Origin of the sequence: Paenibacillus sp. 2TAF8 (assembly GCF_052114825.1) — a bacterium.
In the GTDB taxonomy this organism is placed as follows: Bacteria; Bacillota; Bacilli; order Paenibacillales; family Paenibacillaceae; genus Paenibacillus.
The window spans coordinates 22,739-48,239 of sequence record NZ_JBFRFN010000034.1 but is presented as its reverse complement, the minus strand read 5'-3'; the positions used below and the strand labels follow the sequence as shown (position 1 = coordinate 48,239).

Annotated in this window: 24 protein-coding genes and 1 pseudogene; 19 read left to right on the top strand and 6 right to left on the bottom strand. The window is 44.9% G+C overall.

Features of this window, described 5'->3' with window-relative positions; translation table 11 throughout:
* Positions 1 to 302: 302 nt before the first annotated feature.
* Complete coding sequence (locus tag AB4Z30_RS28470) at positions 303 to 1,253, bottom strand: aldo/keto reductase (protein ID WP_441931000.1); 951 nt, start codon at positions 1,251 to 1,253, stop codon at positions 303 to 305.
* 97 nt (positions 1,254 to 1,350) lie between these two features.
* The gene (locus AB4Z30_RS28465; protein ID WP_441930999.1) at positions 1,351 to 2,355 is read right to left on the bottom strand and encodes a Gfo/Idh/MocA family protein; all 1,005 of its coding nucleotides are present in this window, start codon (positions 2,353 to 2,355) and stop codon (positions 1,351 to 1,353) included.
* 118 nt (positions 2,356 to 2,473) lie between these two features.
* Between AB4Z30_RS28465 and AB4Z30_RS28460 the strand changes: the two genes are divergently transcribed.
* From AB4Z30_RS28460 to AB4Z30_RS28445, 4 genes are all read left to right on the top strand, one after another.
* Entirely contained in the window at positions 2,474 to 3,313 is an 840-nt protein-coding gene (locus AB4Z30_RS28460; RefSeq protein ID WP_441930998.1) for an AraC family transcriptional regulator, read from the top strand.
* Positions 3,314 to 3,445: 132 nt separating this feature from the next.
* A complete protein-coding gene (locus AB4Z30_RS28455) occupies positions 3,446 to 3,853 on the top strand; it encodes an RrF2 family transcriptional regulator (RefSeq protein WP_441930997.1) in 408 nt (135 codons plus the stop codon).
* Between the two features lie 288 nt (positions 3,854 to 4,141).
* Positions 4,142 to 5,317, top strand: a complete 1,176-nt coding sequence (locus tag AB4Z30_RS28450; protein ID WP_441930996.1) for an MFS transporter — start codon at positions 4,142 to 4,144, stop codon at positions 5,315 to 5,317.
* 74 nt (positions 5,318 to 5,391) lie between these two features.
* Positions 5,392 to 5,844, top strand: coding sequence for a nuclear transport factor 2 family protein (locus AB4Z30_RS28445; RefSeq protein ID WP_090924326.1), 453 nt, complete (start codon positions 5,392 to 5,394; stop codon positions 5,842 to 5,844).
* Between the two features lie 618 nt (positions 5,845 to 6,462).
* On the opposite strand, the gene AB4Z30_RS28440 is transcribed toward AB4Z30_RS28445, so the two are convergent.
* On the bottom strand, positions 6,463 to 7,833 hold the full coding sequence (locus AB4Z30_RS28440; RefSeq protein ID WP_441930995.1) for an MFS transporter: 1,371 nt from the start codon (positions 7,831 to 7,833) through the stop codon (positions 6,463 to 6,465).
* Positions 7,834 to 8,037: 204 nt separating this feature from the next.
* Between AB4Z30_RS28440 and AB4Z30_RS28435 the strand changes: the two genes are divergently transcribed.
* The 6 genes and pseudogenes from AB4Z30_RS28435 to AB4Z30_RS28410 all read left to right on the top strand — a co-directional run bounded on the left by AB4Z30_RS28435 (position 8,038) and on the right by AB4Z30_RS28410 (position 12,311).
* Positions 8,038 to 8,364, top strand: coding sequence for an ArsR/SmtB family transcription factor (locus tag AB4Z30_RS28435; protein ID WP_441930994.1), 327 nt, complete (start codon positions 8,038 to 8,040; stop codon positions 8,362 to 8,364).
* Between the two features lie 173 nt (positions 8,365 to 8,537).
* Complete coding sequence (locus AB4Z30_RS28430; RefSeq protein WP_434749335.1) at positions 8,538 to 8,732, top strand: hypothetical protein; 195 nt, start codon at positions 8,538 to 8,540, stop codon at positions 8,730 to 8,732.
* Positions 8,733 to 8,869: 137 nt separating this feature from the next.
* A pseudogene (locus AB4Z30_RS28425) lies at positions 8,870 to 9,397 on the top strand (helix-turn-helix transcriptional regulator); the annotation flags it as partial.
* Positions 9,398 to 9,776: 379 nt separating this feature from the next.
* On the top strand, positions 9,777 to 10,778 hold the full coding sequence (locus AB4Z30_RS28420; protein WP_441930993.1) for a hypothetical protein: 1,002 nt from the start codon (positions 9,777 to 9,779) through the stop codon (positions 10,776 to 10,778).
* A 67-nt stretch (positions 10,779 to 10,845) separates the two neighbouring features.
* Positions 10,846 to 11,880: a hypothetical protein gene (locus AB4Z30_RS28415; RefSeq protein ID WP_441930992.1), complete on the top strand. Its 1,035-nt coding sequence runs from the start codon at positions 10,846 to 10,848 to the stop codon at positions 11,878 to 11,880.
* A 242-nt stretch (positions 11,881 to 12,122) separates the two neighbouring features.
* Complete coding sequence (locus AB4Z30_RS28410) at positions 12,123 to 12,311, top strand: Spo0E family sporulation regulatory protein-aspartic acid phosphatase (RefSeq protein ID WP_441930991.1); 189 nt, start codon at positions 12,123 to 12,125, stop codon at positions 12,309 to 12,311.
* On the opposite strand, the gene AB4Z30_RS28405 is transcribed toward AB4Z30_RS28410, so the two are convergent.
* Positions 12,283 to 12,564 carry a hypothetical protein gene (locus AB4Z30_RS28405; RefSeq protein WP_441930990.1) on the bottom strand — a complete coding sequence of 94 codons (282 nt, stop codon included), beginning with the start codon at positions 12,562 to 12,564 and terminating at the stop codon, positions 12,283 to 12,285. The genes AB4Z30_RS28410 and AB4Z30_RS28405 overlap by 29 nt on opposite strands.
* Before the next feature lie 475 nt (positions 12,565 to 13,039).
* Between AB4Z30_RS28405 and AB4Z30_RS28400 the strand changes: the two genes are divergently transcribed.
* The 4 genes from AB4Z30_RS28400 (at position 13,040) to AB4Z30_RS28385 (ending at position 18,654) form a co-directional block, all read left to right on the top strand.
* Positions 13,040 to 14,764 carry a DUF6138 family protein gene (locus AB4Z30_RS28400; RefSeq protein WP_441930989.1) on the top strand — a complete coding sequence of 575 codons (1,725 nt, stop codon included), beginning with the start codon at positions 13,040 to 13,042 and terminating at the stop codon, positions 14,762 to 14,764.
* Positions 14,765 to 14,793: 29 nt separating this feature from the next.
* Complete coding sequence (locus AB4Z30_RS28395) at positions 14,794 to 15,843, top strand: hypothetical protein (protein ID WP_441930988.1); 1,050 nt, start codon at positions 14,794 to 14,796, stop codon at positions 15,841 to 15,843.
* The gene (locus AB4Z30_RS28390; protein WP_441930987.1) at positions 15,833 to 16,549 is read left to right on the top strand and encodes a hypothetical protein; all 717 of its coding nucleotides are present in this window, start codon (positions 15,833 to 15,835) and stop codon (positions 16,547 to 16,549) included. Before AB4Z30_RS28395 ends, AB4Z30_RS28390 begins: the two co-directional genes overlap by 11 nt.
* Before the next feature lie 134 nt (positions 16,550 to 16,683).
* The gene (locus tag AB4Z30_RS28385) at positions 16,684 to 18,654 is read left to right on the top strand and encodes a hypothetical protein (RefSeq protein WP_441930986.1); all 1,971 of its coding nucleotides are present in this window, start codon (positions 16,684 to 16,686) and stop codon (positions 18,652 to 18,654) included.
* Between the two features lie 154 nt (positions 18,655 to 18,808).
* On the opposite strand, the gene AB4Z30_RS28380 is transcribed toward AB4Z30_RS28385, so the two are convergent.
* Complete coding sequence (locus AB4Z30_RS28380) at positions 18,809 to 19,915, bottom strand: stalk domain-containing protein (RefSeq protein ID WP_441930985.1); 1,107 nt, start codon at positions 19,913 to 19,915, stop codon at positions 18,809 to 18,811.
* Between the two features lie 202 nt (positions 19,916 to 20,117).
* On the opposite strand from AB4Z30_RS28380, the gene AB4Z30_RS28375 reads away from it, so the two are divergent.
* The gene (locus AB4Z30_RS28375; protein WP_441930984.1) at positions 20,118 to 21,002 is read left to right on the top strand and encodes a phosphotransferase; all 885 of its coding nucleotides are present in this window, start codon (positions 20,118 to 20,120) and stop codon (positions 21,000 to 21,002) included.
* Positions 21,003 to 21,018: 16 nt separating this feature from the next.
* On the opposite strand, the gene AB4Z30_RS28370 is transcribed toward AB4Z30_RS28375, so the two are convergent.
* On the bottom strand, positions 21,019 to 21,225 hold the full coding sequence (locus tag AB4Z30_RS28370) for a hypothetical protein (protein ID WP_311278476.1): 207 nt from the start codon (positions 21,223 to 21,225) through the stop codon (positions 21,019 to 21,021).
* Between the two features lie 390 nt (positions 21,226 to 21,615).
* Between AB4Z30_RS28370 and AB4Z30_RS28365 the strand changes: the two genes are divergently transcribed.
* The 4 genes from AB4Z30_RS28365 to AB4Z30_RS28350 all read left to right on the top strand — a co-directional run bounded on the left by AB4Z30_RS28365 (position 21,616) and on the right by AB4Z30_RS28350 (position 25,471).
* Positions 21,616 to 23,262, top strand: coding sequence for a copper amine oxidase N-terminal domain-containing protein (locus tag AB4Z30_RS28365; protein WP_441930983.1), 1,647 nt, complete (start codon positions 21,616 to 21,618; stop codon positions 23,260 to 23,262).
* 238 nt (positions 23,263 to 23,500) lie between these two features.
* Positions 23,501 to 23,956 (top strand): disulfide oxidoreductase, encoded by a 456-nt coding sequence (locus tag AB4Z30_RS28360; RefSeq protein WP_441930982.1) that lies wholly within the window; start codon positions 23,501 to 23,503, stop codon positions 23,954 to 23,956.
* Positions 23,956 to 24,399 (top strand): FixH family protein, encoded by a 444-nt coding sequence (locus AB4Z30_RS28355; RefSeq protein WP_441930981.1) that lies wholly within the window; start codon positions 23,956 to 23,958, stop codon positions 24,397 to 24,399. Before AB4Z30_RS28360 ends, AB4Z30_RS28355 begins: the two co-directional genes overlap by 1 nt.
* A gap of 91 nt (positions 24,400 to 24,490) precedes the next feature.
* Positions 24,491 to 25,471, top strand: a complete 981-nt coding sequence (locus tag AB4Z30_RS28350; protein ID WP_441930980.1) for a LacI family DNA-binding transcriptional regulator — start codon at positions 24,491 to 24,493, stop codon at positions 25,469 to 25,471.
* Positions 25,472 to 25,501: the final 30 nt, after the last annotated feature.

Here is a 25,501-nt window from a genome sequence, read left to right as displayed (position 1 = left end):
GTGTGCGTGTGCGTGTGCGTGTGCGTGTGCGTGTGCGTGTGCGTGTGCGTGTGCGTGTGCGTGTGCGTGTGCGTGTGCGTGTGCGTGTGCGTGTGCGTGTGCGTGTGCGTGTGCGTGTGCAATATTGCGAACAATAGCAGGCCCAAGGTAATATTCCTTTACGAAACTATTCCAAAAAAGGACCAAGGCAGAAGTGCTCTGCCATGATCCTTTTTTTGTTTGGTCATTTGTGGTTTATCCACTGACTTTTGTTTTTTTATGTTAAGCGAATTTAAAGCTTTTAAAGTTTCAGAAACTAAACCTTACATACCTGCTGGCTTAATCTCACTCGCCAGATCGATCCAGGCGATCTCTTCCGAACTTAGCGTGATGCGGGAGCCTTCGTCACAGGAGAGCAACTCTGCCTGATTCTGTGCACCAATTAAGGCACAGGTTGGGAAGGACTGATTCAATACATAGGCCAAGGCAATCTGAATTGCCGTTGTATTCTTGGATTCAGCCAATTCCCCGGCACGACGCAGCCGCTCCCAATTGCCTTCGCTGTAGAATACACGCACCAGATCAGCATTGTCGCGTACCTCAGGCGTGAAACGTCCGGTGAAGAAGCCGCGAGCCTGGGAAGACCAGGACAGGAGTGGCAATTGTGATTGCTCATGCCATGCGAGCGTTTCGGCATCCGCCGATACACAGCCTGCCCAGAATGGCTCATTCGCTTTGGCAAGACTGAGGTTCGGGCTGCTGAACGTGAATCCTTTGAGACCGTGGGTGGCGGCATAAGCGTTAGCTTCTTCTAACCGCTGCCAGGTCCAGTTGGAGGCGCCGATGGCGCCGATTTTGCCAGACTCGATGTGCTCGTTCAGTGCCTCCAAAATGGTAGCTACAGGCATATTGGGATCGTCCCGATGCAGTGCGTACAGCTCGACATGATCCGTCTGCAACCGCTCCAGACTTTGAGTCAGGTCTTTGCGGATTGCATCGGCGTTCACGCGAGGGCCGTTCTGATCATGGTGTGCCCCTTTCGTGAGAATGACCATCTGGTCGCGATTGCCACGTTCCTTCATATAACGTCCGAGAACCTCTTCGCTCTGTCCGCCGCAATAGATGTGGGCTGTATCCACCGTGTTGCCACCGATCGCCAGAAACGCATCCAGATTTGTTGCAGCTTTCTCATACGTATCATGAAAGAAATAGTCTGTTCCTTTGATTAGTCGGGAGACTTTTTTGCCAGCACCGGCGATTTCAATATATTCCATAGATAAACCGTCCTCTCATATATAAGGGTGCAATTCGTTTTGAAGTTTTACCGTTCTTTGCAGTATCTTGTAGAGCATATGGTTTCTTGTTCACGCCTCACAGCGTAATTCGTGTACGTTCTTCTGCCGAGCGAAGGCAAGCTTCAAGCACTTTCATATTGGCTGCCGCATCCGAAGGAGCGAAACGAAGCTCTTTGCCCTGAAGTACAGCGCGAGCCATATCGTCGCCTTGCAGAGCATAATGATTGACCTGTGGCACCTCAACCTCCCGGCGTTCACCGCCTGCTGAAACAAAGAAGTTGGAGCTGCTGTCTGGACGAGCAATATAAGCAGAAGGGACTTCAATAATACCGTCAGAGCCGAGTACCTCCAGCGTATTACGGAAAGCCGCCCACATGCTGCTGTCAAATGTAACGCCAACATGGTTATCGAATTCAAGCAATCCGGAAGCCATCATATCCACCTGATCGTGTTCTGGTGAGAACATACCGATAACAGTCACGGCTTTCGGCTCCTGTCCCAGCAGGAGGCGAGCCGCACTAATGGAATAACAGCCGATATCATACAGCGCGCCGCCACCCCATTCCTTGCGGAAACGCACGTTGCCGGACGAACCGGAATTGTTAAATGAAAACGTACTGTGGATGCCACGAATTTCTCCGATCTCGCCGCTGGCAATGATCTCCCGAATCTGGTCATAACGCGGATGATGGCGGTACATAAACGCTTCAGCCAGATGCACGCCTGCATCAGCACAAGCTTCAACCATCTCAAGCGCTTCTTTTTCCGTGAGAGCAAGTGGTTTTTCGCATAAAATATGTTTGCCAGCCTGCGCTGCGCGGATTGTCCATTCCCGGTGCAGATGATTCGGAAGTGGAATGTAAACGGCATCAATTGAATCATCTTCTAAAATGGCCTCATAGCTTCCGTAACCCTTTTCAATTCCAAGTTTATCAGCGGTTTGCTGTGCTTTATCGAGATCCCGACTGGCAATAGCGGTAACCTCGTTCAACTCCGATTGCTGCAAGCCAGGAATGACGGAACCTATTGCAATGTTGGCGCTGCCGAGAATGCCCCAGCGTAACTTTTGAACAGAATTCATAACTTGTTTCCTCCTGTAATTGAATGTATATTGTGATTATAATGAATAGATGAATGAATTAAAATGATAATATATTGAATTTGATTAACACAATATTGTTTAATGGGGTGAACCAACCATGATGAGACAAACGGTATTGCTGACCCTGCAGGATATTCCTTATTTCTGTTACCCGGAATCTGTCGGACATTATACGGATCATGCCCAGCACGCTGTATTACGTGAGGCAGGGGTGCTGGGTAATTTCAATATTCACTATGTTGCGGCAGGCAAAGGATACGTGGAGGCGGATGGGGTGGTGCATGAGCTCAGGGCAGGTCAAGCGGTGCTCTATTTTCCGCATCAACGGCAGCATTATTATAGTAGCGAAGATGAGCCATGGGACGTACGCTGGGTCCATTTCTACGGAGAACGGCTGCATGATTATATGCTGGAGCGGGGATTGCACCGCAATCTATTATGGACGCTGAGACAGCGTACTTCCTGGGAAGACGCTCATCTGGCGCTGCTTGAAGAAGTGGAGCAGAACAGGATGCTTCGTCCAGCCCAGTTATCCACATTGACCTATGCTTTGCTGGCGGAATTTGTACAGCATGCGGTACCTCTCAAAAACACACGTACCACGAGCAAAACGGAGAGCCGAGTGCTGTCGCTATTGCCGCGGATGCAGCAGGAGGCTTGTGAGCCTTTTCTGTTGCAAGACTGGGCAGATCGCGCAGAAGTGAGTACGTACTATTTTTGCAAAATATTCAAGAATGCTGTAGAGATGACGCCAATGGAGTTTATCACACGTTCACGGCTGCAGATGGCCAAGCAGTGGCTGCTTGAACGTCCGTCGGCCAATATTGGGCAGATTGCAGAGGAAGCAGGATATCCCAATGCAAGCTATTTTAACCGCCAGTTTATGGCGCATGAGGGCATGACACCTACCGATTACCGAGGGTTGTACCATAAATAAGGAAGAAAAGTGGATGAAGCAGACTTCCAGCAACGCCATCTAGCTTGCGACTCTTGTGCTCATTCGTTTGACAGAGCCGTCAATCAGGTCTATTATGGATAAATTAAATCCGTATATATGAGGTGTCCTCTCATGAAATATTCCAAAGCGACCAACTATGCGTTGCATACGATGTTATATCTGGTTAGCACCGCGCCAGAACAGCTCATCAGCGTGCATCAACTGGCCGAGTTCCAGAAAGTATCTCCAACATACTTGTCGAAAATATTAACCAAACTAGTCAAGGCTGGAATGATCGAATCCACTTCCGGTGCCAATGGCGGTTATCGGTTGAGCCGTAGGAACCCTGATCCTTCTTTCCTGGAAATTATTCATGCCATCGAAGGCAAGGCTTCCTTGTTTGAATGCTCACAGAATCATAATGCAGCGTGTTTGATCCAGCAGGTTATGGTTCAGGCCGAAGAAGAGATGGAAAGCTTCCTGCAGCATAAAAAAATGTCAGAGCTGGCATCCCGGATGAGGGAAGCCCATTCACTGTAGTCTTTATTGCTCTAATATGTCTCAAGGCTGTCTATATTCAAGTGACTTCCAGAGTAAGTATACTCCCTCTGGAACTATACGATAAGGCAATCCCCCGAATCTCGTCAGAGAATTGGGGGATTTTTGACATGTGAATTAATATGTTACCTCTGGATTAGATAAAGGCGTGAGTATCATATATCACAGTAATGATATGGGATTTAATGATATAATAAGTAAATTTTCAGCATCATTTGATTGGAATTGTTTCTTTTTGGAATGATGCTTCATATTAGAGAGGTGCCTACTATGAAACATCAACAGCTCACCATTCCGTTAATGTTGATCTCACTGCCAGGTATATTTCTGTGGGTTTTACTCCCGATCTATATCAAGGAGTTAGGATATAGCACGTTTCAATATTCTTTAACCGTATCGATTCTATCTTTTACACAAATCTTGTTGAAGCTTGTACTTGGTAAAGTATCTGATCGTTATAGCCGTCATCGTATATTTCTGTGCGCATTATTATGTTGTACGGCATCTTACTTTATCTATGCATCAGCAACGAACTTATCTATTATCATTGTTGCAACTATTATGAATGGAATAGCCGGAATTCTGCTGACGATGGCATTAATCGGACTCATCTCGGACAGTAATCAAAAGTTAGGCCAACAAATGGGAGCTTTCAGTAGTAAACAGCAGATTGGGCGTCTGGCTGGAGTAGGGATCTGTTATGTCGTATTAAGTAGTTACGAATTTGTCCATGGCTGGAGTATGTTATTCCTGATTTGTGGGGTGGCTTCTCTGCTCGGATTTATGTATACGTTGAGATCGCCTGAAATCCCCAATAAAGAGATAACAAATGAAAAGAAGGGGAAAGTCAAGTTATCCAATGGGCAGCGTAAAATCTGGTGGTTTAACTTATGCCTTAGTATGATATCGGCTATATCGGGTATCATTTTTATTCCATATATGCAGAAGGTTTACGGTGCCAGCATCGAGCTTATCACTGTTGTATTCCTTGTGCCCATGATTATTTTTCCTTTTGTAAGTGCAAAACTGGGGAGGGTGGGAGATCAGAAAGGATATCGAAGAACAATTTTTGTGTCCATAGCTGTATGTAGCATGGGTGCACTCGGTCTGGCCTTTTCACCAAGTTTACTTTTGTTTGCGATCATCTGCACGGTAATGGACTTATTTTCTACTGCTCAGGAGTACGCTTTGGACGGTGCATTCATCAAAGGAACACCACAAGCTCATATTGGAGATGCATTTGGTAAATTCTCAATCAGCAACAATCTGGGAGGGATGGTTGGTGCTGCAGTCGGGGGATATATTTTCGATATGTTTGGTTCCAACGTGCCCTATATTGTGTTTGCTGTGATGATGCTATTATTTCTGCCATTCGGATTGTATTTGATCCCCTCGAGTAAAGAGCAGAGCAGAGCAGGCAAGAACGGGAAGTCTAGTATTTCATGAAGGCAAAATGCTACAATAAAGAAGATGCTATATATACATACTTAATCACATTAACATCTCTGGAGGGAATACACATGAGCCAAACGACGACGATGACGGAACTGGAGCAGCTGCTGGCACTCGAAAATATTAGAAATACCAAGGCGCGTTATTGCCGCTATATTGATACGAAAGCTTGGGACGAACTCGGTGACGTATTTGCCCCGGATGCTGTTGCGGATTTCAGTACGGAAGGCAATCCTATTCCCGTTTTGACTGGACGTGACACCATTGTACAAGTGTTCCGCGATCTGGTAGACCCAGCGGTAACTGTGCACCATGTACACAGTGCAGAGGTGGAGTTTGTATCTGCGACCGAAGCGAAGGTCATTTCTCCGATGGAGGACTGGGTGACGTTCCCGGAAGGCAATGAGAACAAATCCTTTCACGGATTCGGGCATTATCACGAAACATTTGTTAAGATCGATGGGCAGTGGCGTATTAAGCACACCAGTTTGAAACGTCTGCGACTGGATCTATTTGAATAAGGAAATTTAAAATAAGATCGGAAAAGAACCTGAACAATTTCAGGTTCTTTTATTTTTGCCAGAAAATGAAATTTGACTACTTGATATAAATCTAATTTATGTGATATGAAGGATTATATGGTTTTCGGTTGAAATTGTATTATAAAATAGGCGGTTCGGCAACTAGACCTTGTATGAAGTGTTCTGAAGAAAAGTGGGGCTGAAACGTGCTGTTATATTGAACCTTTTGAAATGAGGCTGTTATCGATGAACAAAATTCAAAAAAGAATCCTTATTACATACGGCGTGTTACTGATCTTGTTTGGTGTAATCCTCGTCCCATTCAAATTGGTGTATGGACCCGAGCATGTGATTTTTGATTTGAAATATGGCCCCTTATGGTCATTAGTGGACCATTCTAATTCAGTGAACGGCTTTAACCCGATGTATGAGTTGCAGACGTCGCGTTTGATCTATACAATTTTCATTTTAACTTTATTAGGAAGCGTCAGTTTTTTTCTTGCAAACAATAAGAGCAAAAACGTGGCATGAATATAGAAACAAAGGAAGAAGCCGTTAATTTTATTGGCTTCTTCCTTTGTTTAATTAAGGTATTCTAAAATAATTAGAGGTTAATAATTAGGCCACCTTATGTTTCCGTGACTGCATTCTCAGATAGATTTGCGAAAAGATAACCGATGCGAGGCCGACCGCGGTCATGCCCCAGAAAATAAAGCTGTAAGCCGAAGATAGCTGTATGTTCTGCATCGCGGTCAAAGCAACTCCGGTTACGGCTACGCTGAATGCACCGCTGAAAAATTGACTGAGCTGGAACAATCCCATACCTGCCCCAACTTGATCCATGGACAGATTGCCCGACAATTCGTTAGATACGCTGGTCGTCAAGGAAGAGAAACCAACACTGAGCAGCATGTATACAACCATGATGGCATAGATGCTTTGATCTGCAAACAGAGCGAACAGTCCAGCAGCCGCCAGGAGCAGCCAAGGTGCAAACTTCAGCAGCAACGTATTGCCGTGACGGTCAATCATGCGCCCGATACGGTTAGACAGCAGCATAGATATGAGTGCACCGGGGAAGATCACAAGTCCCGACTGTGCAGGTGTCAGTCCGTAGAGATGAGCCAGAACCTGCGGTAGCAGGAACAATGTAGCGAAGTTATTAATGTACGATACAATCCCGAGCGAGCTGAGAATCATATATTTTTTGTCTTTAAAGAGTGCAGGTTGCACAAATGGATCAGCTGCGCGGCGAATGCGGAACCAGAACAGCAGCAGTGCGGTTACCCCAATAATGAGTGTGACGATCTGACGAGAAGTCAGGAATAACAGAATCCCGGTTGTACCAATGGCAAGCAAGATTGCGCCGAGCAGGTCAAAGGAACCTTTTTGCTGCGTTTCTCGTGGTAACAGTTTATAAAAAACAGGAATCAAAAATAGCGCTAAACCTGTGACGATAAACAGATCATGCCACCCTAAAAACTGAGTAATGCTACCGCCAAGTACGGGGCCTAGTCCCAGACCCAGCGAACTGGCGGACATGATCACAGCCATGGATTTACCCCGGCGCTCATTCGGAATGTAGCGTGTAATTAGCACGATCGCTAGTCCCGGAACGGAAGCTGCGCCTGCCGCCTGAACCAGACGGGCAATGAGCAGAACAATGAAGTGGTCACTGAAGAAACCCAGAACAGAGGCGGCCCCAAGTAGCGTAAGCCCGGTTGTAAACAAGGTACGTATGGGCACAAAATCGGATAAACGGGAGAACGTAATTGAGGAAATCGCAAATACAATGGAATAACCCGTAACAATCCAGGATGAAGCGACAGAGGTCAGCTTGAATTCGGCTGCAATGTTGGGCAGAGCCAGATTAAACATCATCGTGTTCATTACAACGAGCACAACGGTGAATCCAAGCAACGCCACAATTAATCCTTCCTGTATGCCTGTCCGTTCCATCGGAGTTGCAGTAGTAGTCGTGTTGTTCATAAAAACCTCCTATCGTGATGTGTATTTCGCAACATTTCAGAAACGGTGTGTAACATTTGCAAAATGGTGTATAATGTCAGCCCCTGTGCTTCACACAAGGGATACATGCGAAATTTATAAGTTCGATTGGTGTCGAACATTAGAAATATATCATGGATGTATGTTAGAATACAATGCATAGTATTAAAAAAAGGAGACTGCCGTATGAAGATTTTACATCATCCGCAAGCGACGGATATTGAGCTTTCTTCCGTGCTATATGCGCTCAGCGATCCAACCCGGCTGGGAATTGTGGCCGAAGCCGCCAGAAGCGGGGAGCAGCCATGTAGTCATTTTCATGCTCGCGTTGTGAAATCGACGATGTCGCACCATATCCGTACTTTACGGGAGGCGGGTGTGATCCGAGTCCGAGTACAGGGTACACAGCATTTTATTACACTGCGGTCTGAGGATCTGGAAGAGCGATTCCCAGGGTTGTTACAACCTCTTCTCCAAGCTGCGGCGCAGACAAGTGCAGGTTCGTCCGAATGAATGTCCTTTCTTCCTTATGAAGAAGGGGCATTTTTTTATTTTTGGATAGATGTGCGCGATGACTCCAAATTGACTTGATAAAAGATTACTCCTGATGCGACATTCTGTGTCGTGCCAACGCCTCTATAATGATGGTGAACACACAAACCCTATTGAAAAGAGGTTCACAATCATTGGCTAAAACGAAAAGAGGTCGCGTTCTGTGGAGTCTTCCGTCCAGAGGACGGGGAACATGTCCGATATGCAAGAGTACACGAATCAAATTGTTGTATACGCAAACGAAAACAGATGGTACAAGTCTGAAAGTTTGTAAAAAATGCTCTAAAGCTGTGCAGTCCAGAGTAGATCTGGCAGAAGCGCATGTGTAGAGCAGAGACGGACAACTGGCATAAGTAAAAGTCATACGGAAAGCCTGTCCAGCCTGTTCTTCGGAACAGGCTATGTCCTTTTGATATAATACAGGAATAAACGGTGGAATGAGTCAGGGGGAGATGGCTTGAGCAACATGCATCGGATTCATTGGTTCGATGAACAGATTCGAAGCGGGCGTTTTCCGAACAGCGGTGGTTTGGCGCGTCAATTTGAAATCTCTCGGCGTCAGGCGCAGCGTGATATTGAATATATGTTGAATACTCTTCGAGCTCCATTAATGTATGTAGCCAAGTATCGTGGGTATTGTTACGAGGATCAGACATTCCGCCTGCCGCATTTATATATGACCGATGAGGAGCAGCGTGTTCTGAAATATCTGGCTCATCGGTATCGGCATTATAACTATGATCAATCGGATGCGGTGAAACGGGTAGCGCATTTACTGGAGCGTTTTACGATGGAGGAGCATCTTTCTGATCAGCAGCAGTTCCCGGTGTTTACAGCACAGCCGAGGCAGCTTCAATGGTTTGAATTGTTGAACCATGCCATCGCTGATGCTCGAAAGATACATATCTTTTACAAGGATCACGAGGGGGAGCATCAGATGACCTTTTGTCCCGTGAAGATGACCTCTCAGTTTAATGCAGACTACCTTGTTGGTTACGAGACAGACCCGCTGCAACAGACAGCGATTCGGCTGGAAAGCATCGTGCAGCTGATGGTGCTGGATGAACACTTTGAATGCCGTCAGGATGCATGGATCAGCAACTGGGAGGATGCATTGCCTGTGCGCAAACCGTTCGTGGCAGAGATTCGTTTTCGGGAAGTGCAAGGATCTGAACTGTGGCAAGGGTACCGAATTCGAGAACAAAAAGAGCAAGTTTGTTTTATTGAATTTTATGATGCCGACGTGTTCTTGCAGCATTTGTATGCTGCGGAGTGGGAGGAACTGCTCTCTCCAGGCTGGCTCAGACGTAAGCTTATGCAACGGACAGAAGAGATTACACAGCGGCTGAGCAGGGGAACGAACGGGGGAGAACATGATGGCTGAAAAAATGCTGGAGCATCTGGTCATGAAACGGGAGTCGAAGTCATTTGTGGATAGCTTGCATGCCATATTAACGCATACAGGTCAATTCCAAGGAGAAAAGTACATGCTTGCAGGGTATACCGGCATGGCCTTTAAATTGTCCGTTCATAAGAAATTACTTCCGATGTCAGTAACGGCCTACGGACAATGGGGAGTGGCGCATCAGGGCGGTATCGATAACCTCGGCTTATTTACGATCTCTGATGGGGGACGCAGTCGCCATCCGACATTTGCTTATTATCAGCAGGATGCTGTGAACTGGGTTAGACGCAGTCTGGATGAAGGTAAAGGTGTCATCTACTGGATTCCCGAGTTTGGTGTCATTCATGGGTATGATGATGCAGATCAGGTCTTTTATGTGCAGGATGGCTGGAACAAGGAGCCACATATTTTACTGTATGATAATTTCGGATTGAACTTCACAGGCTTTTGGCATTGTCAGATATTTGGTGATCAGGTGCAGATTGAGAAACAAGAGATGGTGCTTGAGTCTTTGCGACTGGCCACCCAGGATTGGGATATTCCGTACCGCTTGCTGCCAGATCAAAATATAGCTTCCGGACGGCTGGCATATGACGTTTGGATTGAAGCACTACGCTCTGGAGATTACGATGGTCCAGGGGCAGCCTATCTGCTGGACTCGTATTGTCAATCGCGTACTGAAATCCAAATGTATTTACATGATGTTCGCAGCTTATGGACTGAACTGGAGCAGGCATTGAATTGTTATAACCAGATTGCTGAACTGATCCAGCAGATGAGAGTACTTCTGGTACGGGAAGAACATGGGCTTGTGCTACGGAAGGATGCCAATGAGCAACTTGCACAGTGGCTTGGACAGGCAAAGTTACTTGAAGAACAGGCGGTTGATTCTTTTCGTAACATATCCGCGCAGTATGCCGATCGTAAACGATCTACGGTACCCCGCTGGGGCACACACTCCGCACGGTAGAACTGGGGATGGGGACGTACGATGAAGAAAAGGAAGGCAGAATGGATGCAGGAATGGGGCTCAAAGAATGAATAAAATGAGGTTATTGACTGATTTAGCTGATTTAATGCAGCGACTACCTCAGAGCAATTCGGAGATCTCAAACACGGATACATGGCGATACGCAACAAGCACCTATGCAGATGCGTTATATCCTATTTTATTACACCAAAAGTGGACACATCTTCCGCGCTATATGATTGCAGGCATGACAGCAAGTCTTTTTCGTTTCGTGGTGGACCGTCGTCTGACGACAGAATCCATCTCGGCATATAACTGGATGGCAGAGAACTTTGTTGCTGCTGATTTCATCGGAGTGACAGCGAGTCAGGCTGCCGGGTTTTCCTTTGAACCGACGTTCCCACTCTATCAGAAGCAGGCATTGCATGATATTAAGGCCTCGATTGACCGGGGAACCGGGGCGGTGCTGTGGCATGATCAATTTGTGGTGGTTGTCGGATACGACGATGACGAGGAAGTCCTATTTCTCTGCACAGGAGATGATCCTGACATGCTTCGTTTACCCTATTCCTTAGTCGGCCGGAATAACTCACCCTATTGGTATTATCAAGTGTTGGAAGCTCACCAATCCATCGATATGTGGGAAGTGTGCAAGGAGTCGTTAATACAGGCCGTATACAAATGGGAAACGCACGACTATATGCTGCCAGCGCAGGATTACGCTTGCGGTTCTGCCGCATACACCGCGATTGCGGATGTGCTGCAGTCCGGAAACTATGAGAGCCATCATGCGGCAAGTGTGCTTCGCTATTACGCGTATACAAGGGAGGACATCGCTTTATATGTCAAAGCACTTGAGCATTTGTCGCCGTACATGGATCAAGTTATTAAAAGATACACAATACTTGCGAATATCTATGCATCGATTGTTGAAGTGCTGGATAATTCTGCGGCGTGGAATGCAAGGGAACCGGAAAGTGTACAGCGAGTTAGTGAACTCATTCGAAGCGCAGGGGATACGGAACAGGCAGCGATTGATGCAATTAAACAAGCCTTTCCCGAAACGATAAACAACCGCTCCTCGGATATTGGACTCAGATAACACCACATCGCCTTACATCAACATAGCTATAGATCAAATGACATGTTAAACACCAGAAAGGCAATGAGCCGATCTGGTGTTTTTTTAGTTGTGTTGCTTCATGAGCAGAGTGAATTTTTATTTTCATTAAAAAAATACATAAAATTTTAAATAAAGGTAATCTGAATCCTGTTTCGTTCCGAATATTATTATATATGGTCTTTTTTGGATGTATACTATGCAGTATAACAGGGGGCAGAACGATGGTACGTAACCCGGAAACCCTTCAGGAATGTATCGAAAACGCAAGGCAGAGACTTTACCAGATGGCAAACCAATATACGAGTCTGCAACATCCAGAAGTCATTCGTCAGTCGATGGTGCTGGATGAATTAATTAATGAATATAACGATGCCAAACGCTTCATTTCACAAAGGAACCATCATATTTAGGGTCAAGTGTACGAACGGCTGACTGAACCTCCGAAACAAGTCGTTCGCGTTCTTCGTAGAGTGGCATCTCTTCTTCATCAAACTGAAAGTGAATCGTTCTGACATCGCCTTCAGACAGTGTTATATTGTGAGATTCTAAGAAATAGAGAAATGAGTCATCAAACCTTATTCCATCTCGATCACGGTAGCAGTGCATATAGTCAATATCCTTTTCTTCAAGCACTAACACACCTTGTTCTGTCAACTTCATCATTGTATCCTCCTTCATGGGTATGCAATGTTTATCTACAGTATATAGCGGGTAGGAAGCTTCTGGAAAGAGCTGTATATTACATGGTCTAAATATTTTATAACATAAATGATTTCTGTTTTTCTCATTCATAGGAGTTTAGTCTTCAAGTAATCGTACGAAAGTCCGACAAGGTAATAGGTAATTTCATAAATACACTGAAACGAAGCTGCTGATATCTCATTTCGGTGTTTTTTTTGTGCTTCCTCCGAAGTTTCACGCCAGAGAAGAGACTCTTGATCAGAAGCAAGTAGGGGACAACCGTGCGTAAGACTTATTGTTGCGAGTATGACCAAGCGTGTAAAATATAGGTGGATTGCGAACGGAAATACGTATTTTTAACATTGAATAGACAGGTTGCCGGGCTGGTTGAGATAGAATCATCAGGGTTGCAGAACAGGAGTACATACAACATGTATTACGGAAGGCAGGAGATAGAATGACAGCAACATTGGAACAAGCTTTGGAAGAAATGATTCAGGCTATTGATGATTGGTTTGATGAGCAAGCGGCACGAACCGATTTAGAGCAGATAATTACACGAACGACACTGCAGATGGGCATATTTGACGATATCTTTGTTTTGTACAAGCCGGGAAGAACGATTGTAGATAGTCTGGATATGGGATGGGATGAAGGATCACTGTCCACGCAGACGATCCGATTCACAGAAGAAATGGTGCGAACTGAAATTCAGCCACGACTGGTTGAAGTGGTGCAGCAAAGACTAGCCGAATGGGCGGATACACCGCTGATCGATTATCGCTTTACGTTTAGAGGCAAGTTTCCCACAAGTAGTGGGATGCTGAAGCTGACGTTGCTGGAATACATCAACGAAGAGAAAAGACAGCAGCTGCTGGAACGGATTCGGACGTATACGGAGCAAAAACTGGAGAATGGTGTATACCCGACCAAGCCGCTCGAAACGACTTTTTTGGCAAAACATCTGCTTGATCCCGTGTTGTTTCCATCTATGGATGCTGCATGTATCATCAGACAATATGAACGGATTCAAACGTTAAATCGGGAGCGGAAGGATGCTCTTGCCGAGCACCGTCATACGATCATTTATGCTTTGACATTATGGGCAGAACAGCTGTTTTTACCGAAGTATTTTGACGTGCAGATTTCAGATTATCGGGAAAATGAATACACGTTAAAGCCAGGTCAGAAGCTGGGCGGACAGATTAAGGATACAATAATTCAGGATAAAGACATGGAAATAGATACGGATCAGGATCAGGCTGAGGATTCACACCCTATAGATCTGCTGCTCTATGCAGCAGTGATGATTCTGCGTTTCGAACCCAGTTACAGCAAGCCGAGGGGGCTCAAGTTTCTGGAACTGGCCAAGCAGCTTGGCAGTGGGCAGGCAGAGCGGATGTTGGCTGAAGGCAGCGGAGCATATAAGCCGGAAGATACTTATGTTAAAACGGAGCAGGTGGAATGCCAGGCCAATGATGTTTTTGCGCGGATAACGATTCTGATCCATCAGGAAGGGCCGGAGGCATATCAACAGGCGCTTGCCTTTATTGTCCATTTGTTGGGGCAGGGTTTCCCCAAGAGTTATCACATCAAACTGAAATCCAAAGTAAAACAGTACCTGCCGATCAAAGGGCTTGCGAAATCGGATACACACCGGTTCTTTGCGAATGCACTAGAGTATTCTGAACTGCATTCGCTTCTGGAGCAGTACGCACGAGCTGCCATCCAGGAATTTGAGTTTTATGCCGATACGGAAGGGGAGAAAAGCGGGATGCCGGGCAGTTACGCTGTCTTCGGGCTTGGACTTTCAAGTGAGCAGTATTTTCCTCTGATTAACGATTATATGGGACAAGTCGATGATGAACATCAGCTGATTCAGGACAAATTTATTGCTGCGTTTGCTGAAAAGTACGGGGTGACCGTTGAATCCGTACCTGTTCTCGTAATGAGCTTGCGCCGTTCGACGGATGGATTGAAGCTCAAGTTGTTGCCAGAGTTTGAGCAGGATAAGAAGCTTGAATGGCTGCTGGAACAGGTTCAGAAACTGGAGGCGCATGATGCACAGCGTGTGCTCTACCCGATTTTTGGTAAGGTGGAGAAGCTGGTAGCACTGGCCCGCAAAGCAGATGGGAAACGAAAGGAATTATTACTTGGGCTGTCACAGGCCGCAGGCAAATAAACGATTCTTTTAAATGAGGTGGAGTTAAGATGGAAGCATTAACGAGAAAGGTCTGGCAAGGTCTGTCCGAGCAGGACAAGCAAGAGTCGATGCGCCGTATTGAGCTACTGCTGCCTGAAGGGATGAAGTATGAGGGGTTACAAACGTTCGAACGCTATGGGCAGCGGACTCAGACCGGAGTGTTTACGCACGATGAACAGCGATTCGTATTTGTTCCGGGTGATCAGGTAACATTAGGCTGGGAAAAGTGGCATAACGGAATGGATGAGGAAACTTCTGAGGAACTGCATGAAACCGTTAGTGAATATGGAGTACAGAATGTCGATTCATTTTTGGCTAGTCAGATGTCACCTGTTAGAGAAGTCAACATCGGCCCCATGCTTGTAGAATGTGAGACAATCCCCTTAGGGTGGATTGAGGTTACCGAGGAAGAAGCGTTTGCCCAGGAGCATGAAGATTTCCCTAGGGCCTTGGCCGAATTCAAGGAATCGGGGCTGAATGAATATGAACTTCACCTGGAATTTAAACTGATTCAAGATCAGGGAGAGGTTCGAATTCTCTGGTTTAATGAAGGGATCGAGTTGGAGGACATTGTACGAGAAGAAACAGCAGACGGGTTTAGTTTATTGACAGAGGATGAGTGGGAGTACGTATATGGAGGCGGATGCCGCACGTTATTCCCATGGGGGGATAGCTTCGACTATACGATGAGATTAAGGCATTTGGGGAAGCCGGAGAGACCGGTTCAGTCTGAGCAGACGTCGATTGATCCAGAAACAGATGAAGAAAATCATCACCTTTATGATCTGGAGTTACCGAACTTCTTCGGTATAAAGTTTGCCGGAGATCCATACAAATATGAACTTACACTGGGTGCAGATGGAGAAGTGATGCCAAAAGGTGGAGATGGCGGGGCTTTGATCTGTGGAGGAAGTGGGCCATTACTTAGTTTCCTTCCTTCTGCTTCGGTATTTTTCCGGGATGTGAGTGTGGATGAACTGGATTGGGAGGAATTGATGGACGCGCTGTATTATCGCCGAGTGATCCGTCTGGCGGATGTGAAATTGGATGGCGAATAACAATCGTTCGGAACCTTCGGCACATAAAACAAAAGCTACTACTGGCGTGGTCATGTATGAGGGGACGTCATATCCCGAGAAAACATTCCGAGATTATCTGGTAATCTATGCATCTGATGGAATTCGGCTCAGTGCCGGCACGCTGGTTCTGTTTTTCCTGAATGTATTTCTGCTTATTCCGATTTTTAGTGTTCCCTATCAATCTCTTTATGCTTATCTTCTTCTGCCACCATTAACGATCATGAACCTGTGGGCCATCGTTCTGATTATTGCTCCAGGCAGACTTCAATTAAATTATGTATTGTTTCGGGGTGTTTTTGGACTTGTGTGTTCAGTCAGTTTTATGGTGGTTATACAGAAGTTTGCTTACGGGACGTTGGGCATGACAACGCCATGGTATGTGATTGGTTCTTTCGTGGTGTATGTATTTACTTTAATACAATATGTGAGGTTTCGTTTACAAAAATTAAAGCAGCCGCCTCGGCCTAACAAAATAGACAAAAACTTCAGGATGCCTATAGCTGTCATAGCCGTGATTTCAGGAGGGGCATACCTGATGGCTAACATTTCACTGGCTTTCGTTACAGAACAGACAGTAGTCGTTATTTTGATTTGCGTATATAACATGCTTATCCTTGTTGTGTTTCACTTTGTTATGGACTTGCATCGGTATTACTGGCTGCGCCGAGTCATGAATACAAAATGAAGCTGGACGAACATCTCGTTTTTGATTTATAAAAAAAATTTCATATATGGAATAAATAGTGATGAAAGATTTAGATAAAGGAAATATACTTAACAAGTCTCAATCCAATCCATTATATAGAGAAGGAGTTAAGTATGTCCAAAGAGTACAAGTGGTTTGTAGTCAGTGTTGTTGTTATATTTATCTTAATGTCTAACATGTATGGATACTCCGAGGCATCCGCTGCCTCTCTGCCTCCAAGTGCACAGACTGGAGAACGAGTGAGCTCATCTGCAGATCGGGTGCAACATAACATTCGTTTTGCGATCCGAGGTACCGAAGTTGAAGTTTCGACAGTGAAGACCAGTTTTGATACCGGAGAAATGAAAAGAAACAATTACCATTTTACAGATCCAGCCGTTCTTCCACGAATACATACGGGTTTGACGACAACCTCTCACCATTATGATCCGATCGTCAGTGATACACCAGCAGGTTTAAAAGGATACATGGTTTATTACGCAACGGAAAAGAACGAGCAATACTATGTTTTGTATGAGTATGATTATAGCTCGAATAAACTTCGCAAGGTTCGTGAGAGTGAAAATCGGATTTATCTGGAGCCTCAGCTTGGCTTGTTTTACACCATGTATGAGAAAAATGTTTTCAAGTATCAGTATTACTCCATGGTAACCGGGAAAAAAGTGTATACTCACGGGTCAATATTCAAAGAAAGAGAGATTACTGACACGAAATATGCGGTATCTCCAATACCAAAGAATCGTGATTTCGGAGTATATTGCACATCGACGTTAAAAGATTGTCATTATCTGGAGTATGGTGGAATAAAGGGGCAAAAGGCCAAGGTCAGCAATTTACAGATGATGCATGATATGAAGACAAAGCTAACATCAAAATCATTTCAGGCAAGTTCGGATGTGCAACTTAGCGTTTCGCAGGGGAATGTACATGATCGGAAATCGGACTGGACTGTGATTGCAACTAAGAATGGCAAAAAAACAACGTTGATAAAAGAGCGTGTTGGCTATGTGCATTCCTTTGTCTCTCCTGAAAGAAAGACATTGGTACTGGTTACGGAGAGTGGTCTGGATAGTAAAATGGAATCATCCAAAGTACATCTCTATGATCTGAAAACACTAAAGAAAATTCGCTCCTATGATTCACCGTATAAAGCTCGTACAGAAAGTATTCAATGGGTTACCGAGGATGAGTATGTGATTGAACAATACTTCTCCAATCCAGGCGGCTACCCGCCATCCTTATATGTGATTTCAGAGAATAAACATCTCAAATTGAGGTATGACACCTATCGTGACTGGAAAAATCACTGGAATTCGTTTCAGTTCTCTACGATTTTCTTTCCAATGGAGCCTGTAGCGATTAAGTCCGGTAATGGTGTATTAGCGTATAAAGGCCAGCCGTCCTTCTATATGGGAGGTCAGAACTATGTTCCTTTGCAAGAATTTACGCAAGCCTTCCATATTCAATATCAGCTGAGCAAAGACCGGATCACCTTTACGCGTGGTCAACGCTCTTCCAGCATAAACAAACCTTCTAGCCAATTGCTAACCATATACAATCAGACCTTCATTCCGATAGGTCAATGGAATAAGGATCTGGGATTGAAAGTTTCAGAAACGAAGGGCGGAATTCATAGTAGAGAATTGATTTTGAGTGATGAAGAAAAGGGTACTGAACTGGCAATGGCTCCTAAAGATCTTGCGTTTCGAGCATATGCACGATGGATGAATAGTGTTGGCGACGGTTACCAGTTAGATATGGTAAATACAAGAACAGTGGAATCACCAGTATCGGACCGATTAGAAAGTGTAGTGTTAAATTTTGACGGTACGATCACGTATGATTATCCTGAATCAACTTTGACTGAATTATGGTTTACCAGTCAGGATTTTAATACCGTTATTGGAACCTTGCCTGTATCCGATATTCCCGAGAAAAAGTGGGGGTTCACTACAGCTAAAATCCCTGCGAATGTAATACAAGACGGAATTGTGAATGTAATTGTTCCCGGGAAAAAAGGAATTTCAACCTATGTGTACTCGGTGAAACTTCCAGCCCCGTTCGATAAAAACAAATTTGAATAGGCATGATCACAGGTACAGCCTTCAGGCTGTGCCTTTTTCATGAACAAAACACATACCAGACCGGCTTTTATGTCTGGAGAACGGATGAGCCGAGATGGTATGTGTTTTATTTGTTAGTGTTTATCTTATGGTGTTACCCTAAAGAAGCTAAGGTTTATTTCAGTTTTTGCACCGCTACTGCCATTTGCTCCAGTTGGGTATGCGTCAATTGGTTATTTGGCGAGTTGAGTGTGACATAACGATCATCTAGCTTGAATGTAAGCATGTCAGTTTTATCCGGTGTGTACCATTTCGCAGATACGCCGTTAGGCAGTTTTACCGTTTTGCCATCATAACTGAACGAGTAATCTCTAGGAGATACCGTTACATTCATGCGGTTGAAGACAAAGTTCACGCCATCACCGCCTGCACCCACACTTTTGAATGCATCTCCCGCAACCATATGTTGTGGAGCATAAGCAGTGGTGAAGCCATCAAATTGAGCAAATGATTTACGGATCTGTTCCATTTGCTGTTTGGAGTAACTTACATTTTCAAAAGCAGTAACACCTTGATCATTGCCGCCCTTTACTTTTTGTACAGATACGGCTACTTGTTGCAACTGCGCTTGGGACAGTTTATGATCTGGCGAGCTAAGGGTGACATAACGATCATCCAGCTCGAAGGTTAACATGCTGATATCGCTTGGTGTATACCATTTTGCACTAACACCGTTAGATAGTTTAACCTCTTTGCTCGTGTAGCCGTCCGAATAGTCTCTAGGAGAAACATCAACCTTCATATGGTTGAAAATGAAGCTTACACCGTCGCCAGCGGCAACGCTTTTGAACATATCACCTGCAGTCATCTGCTGTGGAGCATACGCTGTCTCAAAGCCATCGAATTGAGCAAATGCTTTTTGGATCGCTTCTTTTTGCGCCGCAGTATAGGTTACATTGGTAAGCGAAGTTGGGTTGTTGCTCGCTTCACCAATAATGACTTGTTTGTTAACGCCATCATAGGTTACAGGCACATGTAGTGCATCAGCCAGTGCGCGAACCGGCAGGTACGTAGAGTTGTTATACGTGATTGGTGCAAGTTTTTTACCATTGCCGTCCGTTGGTGAGTATGCTGCACCGTCTACATTAAAGCTGATTCCGTGATTCAGGTAAGCTGAAATTTTCTCAAGCTGTGTGCCTGCAAATACACCGGCCGCTCCTGTTAAGGTCATACCTAGTACCATCATCGTAGCTACGGATTTTTTCATGTTCTTTTTCATCATATATCTCTCCTTTTAATTGGGGTTATTTGTTGTCTTGCTGTTCCTTATGGCTTTATATTACCCCTCGAACTTATCCAGAATAATTCTGAATTATCTCCAACTTGTAAACATGTGTAACGATCTTTGCATCATAACGGACAGAGTCATGTAAAAGTCACAGATGAAGCATCTTGTTTGAGTTTCATATCAAGGAGGGAAATGGATGGATCATCACGTTATTAAAGGGTTTATTGAAGAGTTGTATGATATTGGTCGAATACATCGCGTGGAAGTGATGAAACAGGGGACAAGCTCAGAAGCAAAATGCGTGAAGTCTTCAGCAGGTAGATTTATTTTACGTAAACTAAGAAATGAGCAGCAGGCTGTAAACGAAGAGAGACTTCATCACGTCCTGTCACTGAAAAACATCTCTCCAGCACTGGTAATTGCGCGAAATGGGTTGTCCTATGTTCAATTGAATAATGAGATTTATAATTTGCAGTACTTTGTGGAAGAAACGGTACCGTACGATCAGGGAACGGTAGATTTTGTTGGATTCGGGAATATGCTTGCCCGCTTCCACCACTCTGTTCACAAGCTTGAGATTATTAACCAGCCGGATCGCTTTGCTTTGTCTCTATTATGGTCACAAGTCTGTGATGAAGTCAGGGGATCTTCGTCAGCCATCGCCTATTCACTTGTGGAACAGGTGGAGCAATGTATGAGATATGTCATGAGAGATGAGACCGTTACTCACGGTGATCTGGGTGTATGGAATATGTTATTTACGAAACAAGGAATGTTTTTGATTGATTTCGGAGAAGTCAGAAGAGGTGATCCACATTTTGATATAGCTGCCGCACTAACTTCGATGATATCTGTAATGGCAACAGAGAATGAATGTTTCTCGGTGTTGAAAGATGTGATGGAAGGTTATGCTGAAGCTGGAGGACTACTTACAAAAGAACGGTTGTATGAACAAATTCACCTTTGGATGCTGCGCGGCTGGCTGGCGTTGATCAGGGAGAGGGGAGTTACCTCCCCGATGGCGGAGTATATTGAGCAAGGCATGCGAAGAGTTGTCACTTTCAAGAAGATGTTGCTGTAGTGTTCATGGAACCCAATCAATTGTACAAATACAGGACAAACCCGCCTATGCCCAATACCACAGCGCCGACGTATACATATGTAAGTTTACTCAGATTTTGCCGTGTACGGCGATCATATTCGGGGTTACTGATGCGATTGGCTTTCGAATTCCCGATGATAAGCGTAGCAATTCCGCCAAATAAGGCGATACCGATAACCAATGCATAAGGCAGCCAAGTCATGAGTGGACCTCCTTTTCCAGTCGATGGAAAGCGTTTGCCTCTATTGTATCTCAGGTTCACTCGCAATGTAAGCTATTATTGAGAAATATAGGAAATTAGTGTGGTTTGAATTTAAAGGATTAACATGCATATGTAGATGGAAGAATGAATTAAATCTATACGGTATGTTGCAGTTTGAGTTGGGTGTGTTAGACTCGGATCACTAAAATTTTAATTTTTTTTTAAATGAAAAAATATTGGTGTACCAAGCATTTGCGGCTTTCTTTATTGAAAGCTGCAATTTTTTTTGCCTGGGGAGTGATCCAGAATGGAGAACCGTGCGTTACACCCTATGAAGACAACGACAAAGAAACAAAGGAACCACAAACATACTTAAGGAGTGACCCACCAATGAAGATGAAAATGAAAACATTTATTGCACCTGTACTTAGCTTGTCGCTGTTAATGCCAGGAATCGCGGGAGCGGCTGCTGCACCCCAGACGTCCACTTCCATGACGATGATGAAAGCATCCGTAAACACCCCTGCGGCTGACCTGAGATCGAATCTGGATCATCTGTTGTCCGAGCACTTTGCTCTGGCGGTAACAGCTATGGCGAAAGCTTATGATGGAGCCAAAGATGCAGATTCAGCGTACAAAGCACTGGATCAGAATGCGCTGGATATGCAACCGGCGATCGCTTCCCTCTACGGTGAAGCTGGTGCCAAAGAATTCGAACGTATCTTCCGTGCACATAACAAATATACCGACGATCTCGTGAAAGCCACCAAGATGGGGAACCAGGCTGGCATCAAACAAGCTCAGGATAACATCAACGGATTCGTGGATGAATTCTCCACATTCCTAAGCACAGCGACAGAAGGTAAATTACCGAAAAACGCGGCTAAACAAGCATTGAAAGTGCATGAAGACCTCGTACAAAAAGTATTCGACGAGTATGTAGCCGGAGATTACACGGATGCTTACAAAGCATATCGTGAGGGTTTCAAGGAGATGTTTGACGTAAGTAAGGCACTCTCTACCGCGATTACAACACAAATGCCAGAGAAGTTTAACAACACCAAAGCTGATACGAAAGCAGCTGATCTGAGATCCGCACTCAACCACTTGGCTTCGGAACACTTTGCACTTTCCACGTTGCAAATGCAAGAGCAGTATGATGGACGTACAGCGGCATCGAATGCCCTCGTTAACGCAGAAGCTGGAAATACAGCGGACTTCAAAGCTGCGATTGCTTCTATTTATGGTAATGAAGGAGCGAGTGCGTTCGAGAAAATCTGGGTGACTAACCACGTCAACGCTCAAAGTGATTATGTTAAAGCTGTAAAAGATAATGATGCTACCGCACGTGCAGCTGTGCAAAAACGGATCGATGGCTTCACAACGGAGTTTGCTACATTCCTGGATTCCGCAACAGCAGGCAACCTGCCAAAAGCAGCAGCACAACAAGCGCTGACAACGCATGAAAATCAAGTGCAAAAAGTGCTGGATCAATATGCAGCAGGCAACTATGATGCGTCTTACACCACGAATCGCGAAGGTTACAAAGTGATGTTCGGGGTAGGTCAAGCGCTCGGTAATGCCATCGTGACTCAGTTCAACGACAAGTTCCAAGAGACAGCACCAACAACGCCTGCACCAACACCGGCGCCAGATATGACAACCGTATGGATGAAGCTGAACAGCAAAATGCTGAAAATTAACGATAAAACAACGAACATGGACACCACACCTGTGCTTTGGAAAAACACAACTTACATCCCGCTGCGTTTCCTGAGTGAAGGTATTGGCGCAACGGTGAAATGGGATAAAAAAGCGCAACAAGTTACCGTTATGGCTGGTGATGATACACTCGTATTCTGGGTGAACAACACGGTCATGGAAGTCAACGGTATGAAGGAAAACGTAGGTTCTACTGTCTTTGTTAACAAAGATGGACGTACACAAGTACCGCTGCGTTTCATTGCTGAATTGCTGCAATGGAATGTGAAATGGGCTCAGAAAGATGGTTCTATTACACTGACCAAAGCAATGTAAGGGAAACGTAACGCAAAAATCAACCCTGTGATCTAATACACGCGATAAGTTGATATAATCAATCTCACATTCAAACTGAAAAGCTGCCCATGTGGCAGCTTTTTTGTATTCGCCTGAAAGAGCAAATATTTGGTATAATTAATCGCGTAATCAATTACATAAGCATTCAAATAACTCAAGGAATACAACGTAATGCTAAAATCATTCAAAATGAACAATGAAAGAGGAGGACAGAGGTATGAGTGCAACATCCAATTCAGAGAAGCCTGCACGGAGTGTAGATACCCGATTGTTTATAGCCTGGGCTGTGTCTGTTATTGCAACCTTGGGAAGTCTTTATTTAAGTGAAATTAAGCAGTTTCTTCCATGTGATCTGTGCTGGTTCCAGCGTATATTTATGTATCCCTTAACAATTCTGCTCGGTATTGCGTACTTCAAGGATGATGTGGGAATTGCCAAGTACGTGCTCCCGCTCAGCTTTATCGGGGGCGGAATTTCCTTGTATCACGTAACGATTCAGCGCATCTTCTCGTCTACCGGCAACGCAGTGGCATGTGGTAAGGTACCATGTTACACCGATTATTTGAACTGGTTTGGTTTTATCACGATTCCATTGCTGGCTCTGATCGCATTTATCATCATTATTGTGATGCTGTGGGGCATCGGCAAAACGCTCAGAAAGGACCAATGCTGATGAAGGGACAAGCTCGCTGGTTTACGCCTTTGCTCATTCTGATTTTTATTCTGAATGGCTGCTCTTACACGGAACAATCTGCCTCAGGTGAAATGCCGGAGATGATTCGAGTGAAGCTCATGATGCCGGATCAGGCGAAGGTGAACGAAGAAGTCGCTTTACAGATCAAGCTAACCCAGGGGGAAAAGTCTGTAGATGATGCCGATCATGTACAATTCCAAATCTGGAACGAACAGAACGAACCTGCGGCACCTTCCATTGAAGAAGGCATGATGAATGCCGATGAGCTTGAGGCTCGCGGGGCAGTGAAAGCTAGCTCTGTAGGTGATGGCATATATGAAGTGAAGCATACATTTCAGGAACCGGGGGTCTACGTTGTCCAGGCACATATAACCTCAGGTGCAATGCACACTATGCCGAGGGCCAAAGTTGTCGTGGAATAAAGCACCCGTGAGGGCATTGGGATGGTTCAGGATATGAAACAGGTATATAATGAGGATGGACAAAAGAATGTAGACAGGAAAAGAGGCTGTTATGGCAACTATTCATGATGTTGCACTCAAGGCTGGTGTTTCAGTAACTACCGTCTCGCGTGTGTTGAACAACAGGGGTTACATCAGTCAGAAGACACGTGACAAAGTGTACCAAACGATGGACGAACTGAATTATAGACCCAATGAGATTGCCCGTTCCCTGTTACGCAAGCAGTCCAACCTTATCGGTTTGATCATTCCAGATGTATCACATCCGTTTTTCGGAGAACTGGCCAGTTATGTAGAGTATTATGCATACCAGAATGGTTTCAAAATTATGCTGTGCAACTCTCATATGGACCCTTCCAAAGAACGTGAATATGTAGAGATGCTTAAAGGAAATCGGGTAGATGGAATTATTATGGGGAGTCATACACTTGAAGTGGATGAATACGTTAATCTCCATTCACCCATTGTAACTTTTGATCGACAGATTGGAGAGGACATTCCGTTTATATCCTCGGATAATTATCAGGGCGGTGTCATGGCTGCGGAGTTACTGCTCTCCAAAGGGAGACGGCATATAGCTCATATCTGTGGTAATTTGGGGTTAAATATGCTTTCCAATCGTCGTACGATAGGTTTTCTTAATACGCTGGAGGCACATGGTGTCAAGCCAATCATGATTTATGAAACCGATCTCAATGTGTTTGATCAGCATCAGTATACGGAATTAATGGATAAACTGCTCACAGAGCAGCCGCTGCTGGACGGATTATTTGTAACGAGTGATCTCATGGCTGTTCATGCACTTAAAAAAACGATTTCAAGCGGACGCAGGGTACCCGAAGACATCGCTATCATAGGTTATGATGACAGCCGAGCAGCTTGCTATACGGTGCCCGGAATTACAACGATCAGACAGCCGGTAGAAGATATGGCCGAGTTGGCCGTTGATCTGATTCGACGTCAGATTGCAGAGGAACAGGTAAATATGGAGAATATTTTTCCTGTATCTTTAGTGGAGAGGGAGACGACCTGAATCAGGTTGTCTCTTTTTTTGTGTCGAAAT

Bases quoted from the DNA above. Each gene is read 5' to 3' on its own strand.
- AB4Z30_RS28395 (WP_441930988.1), top strand. From the start codon at position 14,794: ATGGAAGCATTAACGAGAAAGGTCTGGCAAGGTCTGTCCGAGCAGGAC.
- AB4Z30_RS28420 (WP_441930993.1), top strand. From the start codon at position 9,777: ATGATGGCTGAAAAAATGCTGGAGCATCTGGTCATGAAACGGGAGTCG.
- AB4Z30_RS28445 (WP_090924326.1), top strand. From the start codon at position 5,392: ATGAGCCAAACGACGACGATGACGGAACTGGAGCAGCTGCTGGCACTC.
- AB4Z30_RS28415 (WP_441930992.1), top strand. From the start codon at position 10,846: ATGAATAAAATGAGGTTATTGACTGATTTAGCTGATTTAATGCAGCGA.
- AB4Z30_RS28385 (WP_441930986.1), top strand. From the start codon at position 16,684: ATGTCCAAAGAGTACAAGTGGTTTGTAGTCAGTGTTGTTGTTATATTT.
- AB4Z30_RS28365 (WP_441930983.1), top strand. From the start codon at position 21,616: ATGAAGATGAAAATGAAAACATTTATTGCACCTGTACTTAGCTTGTCG.
- AB4Z30_RS28455 (WP_441930997.1), top strand. From the start codon at position 3,446: ATGAAATATTCCAAAGCGACCAACTATGCGTTGCATACGATGTTATAT.
- AB4Z30_RS28400 (WP_441930989.1), top strand. From the start codon at position 13,040: ATGACAGCAACATTGGAACAAGCTTTGGAAGAAATGATTCAGGCTATT.
- AB4Z30_RS28405 (WP_441930990.1), bottom strand. From the start codon at position 12,564: ATGATGAAGTTGACAGAACAAGGTGTGTTAGTGCTTGAAGAAAAGGAT.
- AB4Z30_RS28435 (WP_441930994.1), top strand. From the start codon at position 8,038: ATGAAGATTTTACATCATCCGCAAGCGACGGATATTGAGCTTTCTTCC.
- AB4Z30_RS28350 (WP_441930980.1), top strand. From the start codon at position 24,491: ATGGCAACTATTCATGATGTTGCACTCAAGGCTGGTGTTTCAGTAACT.
- AB4Z30_RS28470 (WP_441931000.1), bottom strand. From the start codon at position 1,253: ATGGAATATATTGAAATCGCCGGTGCTGGCAAAAAAGTCTCCCGACTA.
- AB4Z30_RS28390 (WP_441930987.1), top strand. From the start codon at position 15,833: ATGGCGAATAACAATCGTTCGGAACCTTCGGCACATAAAACAAAAGCT.
- AB4Z30_RS28410 (WP_441930991.1), top strand. From the start codon at position 12,123: ATGGTACGTAACCCGGAAACCCTTCAGGAATGTATCGAAAACGCAAGG.
- AB4Z30_RS28360 (WP_441930982.1), top strand. From the start codon at position 23,501: ATGAGTGCAACATCCAATTCAGAGAAGCCTGCACGGAGTGTAGATACC.
- AB4Z30_RS28355 (WP_441930981.1), top strand. From the start codon at position 23,956: ATGAAGGGACAAGCTCGCTGGTTTACGCCTTTGCTCATTCTGATTTTT.
- AB4Z30_RS28440 (WP_441930995.1), bottom strand. From the start codon at position 7,833: ATGAACAACACGACTACTACTGCAACTCCGATGGAACGGACAGGCATA.
- AB4Z30_RS28465 (WP_441930999.1), bottom strand. From the start codon at position 2,355: ATGAATTCTGTTCAAAAGTTACGCTGGGGCATTCTCGGCAGCGCCAAC.
- AB4Z30_RS28370 (WP_311278476.1), bottom strand. From the start codon at position 21,225: ATGACTTGGCTGCCTTATGCATTGGTTATCGGTATCGCCTTATTTGGC.
- AB4Z30_RS28460 (WP_441930998.1), top strand. From the start codon at position 2,474: ATGATGAGACAAACGGTATTGCTGACCCTGCAGGATATTCCTTATTTC.
- AB4Z30_RS28375 (WP_441930984.1), top strand. From the start codon at position 20,118: ATGGATCATCACGTTATTAAAGGGTTTATTGAAGAGTTGTATGATATT.
- AB4Z30_RS28450 (WP_441930996.1), top strand. From the start codon at position 4,142: ATGAAACATCAACAGCTCACCATTCCGTTAATGTTGATCTCACTGCCA.
- AB4Z30_RS28380 (WP_441930985.1), bottom strand. From the start codon at position 19,915: ATGATGAAAAAGAACATGAAAAAATCCGTAGCTACGATGATGGTACTA.